Annotated in this window: 2 protein-coding genes; both read right to left on the bottom strand. The window is 73.7% G+C overall.

Features of this window, described 5'->3' with window-relative positions; all coding sequences use genetic code 11:
- The coding region (locus tag SACSA_RS0120655) for a carboxyl transferase domain-containing protein (protein WP_019819767.1) at window positions 1–483 on the bottom strand (483 nt) is incomplete at its 3' end.
- 72 nt (window positions 484–555) lie between these two features.
- Window positions 556–1,855: acyl-CoA synthetase (locus tag SACSA_RS0120650; RefSeq protein ID WP_083940334.1), on the bottom strand; the 1,300-nt coding region annotated here is incomplete at its 5' end.

Raw genomic sequence — 1,855 nt, 5'->3', positions numbered from 1 at the left:
GCCGAGGGTCGCCCAGCCGCCGCCGGTGGTGGGGTCACGCAGCACCGCGATCTGTGGCAGCCCGGCGCGGCGATGTGCGGCGACCGCGCCCGCGATGCGATGCAACTGGGCCAGCGCGCGCATACCCTCCTGGACCCGGCTGCCTCCGGTGGCGATCAGGGAGACGACGGGGGCGCGACGGCGGCGCGCCTCGGCGAACGCGCGTTCCAGCCGCAGACCCGCACGGTGACCGAGGGACCCGCCCAGGAACGCGAACTCGAACGCCACGAGCACGACCTCCACGCCGTCCAGCGATGCGGTCCCGCAGAGGACCGACTCCGCTTCGCCCGTGCGCCGCCGGGCGCCCTGCTGCGCCTTGCCGTACCCGGCCCAGCCGAGGGGGCCGTCCGGCGCGTCCGCGTCGGTGCCGCTCGGTTCGTCCACCTCCAGATCGGTGAATCCGGGGGCCACCGCGTCGAGCACGGTGCGTGCCGTGTCAGTCATGCCTGCTTCTTCACTCCCACGGTGCCGTCGGCACCCGGGCAGGGCGTTCGTCACCCGTCCCGGGCCGCGTTGTCACCCGTCGAGAGCCCTTTTCAGCACTTTGCCCATGTCGTTACGCGGCAGCGCGTCGAGGTAGCGCACCACGCGGGGCCGTTTGTGCGCGGCCAGCCTGCGGGTGACGTGCTCGGCGAGGGCCTCCGGCGACGGACGCTCACCGTCCGGAACGACCCACGCCACGACGCGTTCCCCGAGGTCGTCGTCGGGTTCGCCGGTCACCGCGACCTCGGCCACCCCGGGCGCGTCGAGCAGCGCGTTCTCGATCTCTCCCGCGCCGATGCGGTATCCGCCGCTCTTGATGAGGTCGGTCGACTTCCGGCCGACGATGCGCAGATGTCCGTCGGTGTCGCGGGTCGCCATGTCCCCGGTGCGGAACCACCCGTCCGTGCACGCCTCCGCGGTCGCGTCCGGCCGGTTGAGGTACCCGCTGAACAGGTTCGGGCCGCGGACCTGGACCTCCCCCACGGTCTCGCCGTCGCTCGTGTCGAGCACGGTTCCGTCGTCGTCGACGAGTCGGAGCCGAACGTCGCGCAACGGCACCCCGACGGTGCCGGGGCGGTGCGGGCCGTCGACGCGCACGCTCGTGTTCATCAGCGTCTCGGTCATCCCGTACCGCTCGATCACCCGCCTGCCGGTGTGCGCGGCGATGCGCTCGTGGTCGCGCAAGGGCAGTCCCGCCGACCCGGAGACCAGCAGACGTGCCCGTCGCAGCGCCTCCACCAGGGCCGGGTCGTGGTCGAGTTCGTCGGCGATGCGGTGGTACATGGTGGGCACGCCGAAGAGCATGGTGGCCCCGCCCGCGAGTTCGGCCGTGATCGCCGCCGTGGAGAACCGGCCGACGTGGTGCAGCGCGCCGCCGACGCGCACGGGGCCCAGAACACCGAGGATCAGGCCGTGGACGTGGAACAGCGGCAGCCCGTGGGTGAGCACGTCGTCCCCGGTCCACTGCCAGGCGTCGGTGAGCGCGTCGAGCGACGCGGCCACGGCGCGGCGCGAGAGCACGACACCTTTGGGCGGGCCCGTGGTGCCCGAGGTGTAGACGACGAACGCGGGGGCCTCGGCGTCCGGCTCGGTGCCCACCGGGGTAGCCGTTGTGTCGCCGGGGTCGACACCCACGTCGATCCGGGGGAGGTCGCGCAGCGTGGGCGGGAGCTCGGCCTCCGGCGCGGTCAGGACGGCGGCCGGGGTGCTGTCCGTGACGATGTGCGTGAGCTCGCGTTCGCCGCTGGCCGGGTTCACCGGCACGGCGGGTGTGCCCGCCAGCAGCGCGGCGACCGTCGCGACGGCGGTCTCCAGGGTGGGTGTGGCCCACACG

It is taken from the genome of Saccharomonospora saliphila YIM 90502 (assembly GCF_000383795.1).
GTDB classification, from domain to species: domain Bacteria; phylum Actinomycetota; class Actinomycetes; order Mycobacteriales; family Pseudonocardiaceae; genus Saccharomonospora; species Saccharomonospora saliphila.
The sequence above is the reverse complement of the archived record's forward strand: the minus strand, read 5'-3'. Positions and strand labels throughout refer to the sequence as shown.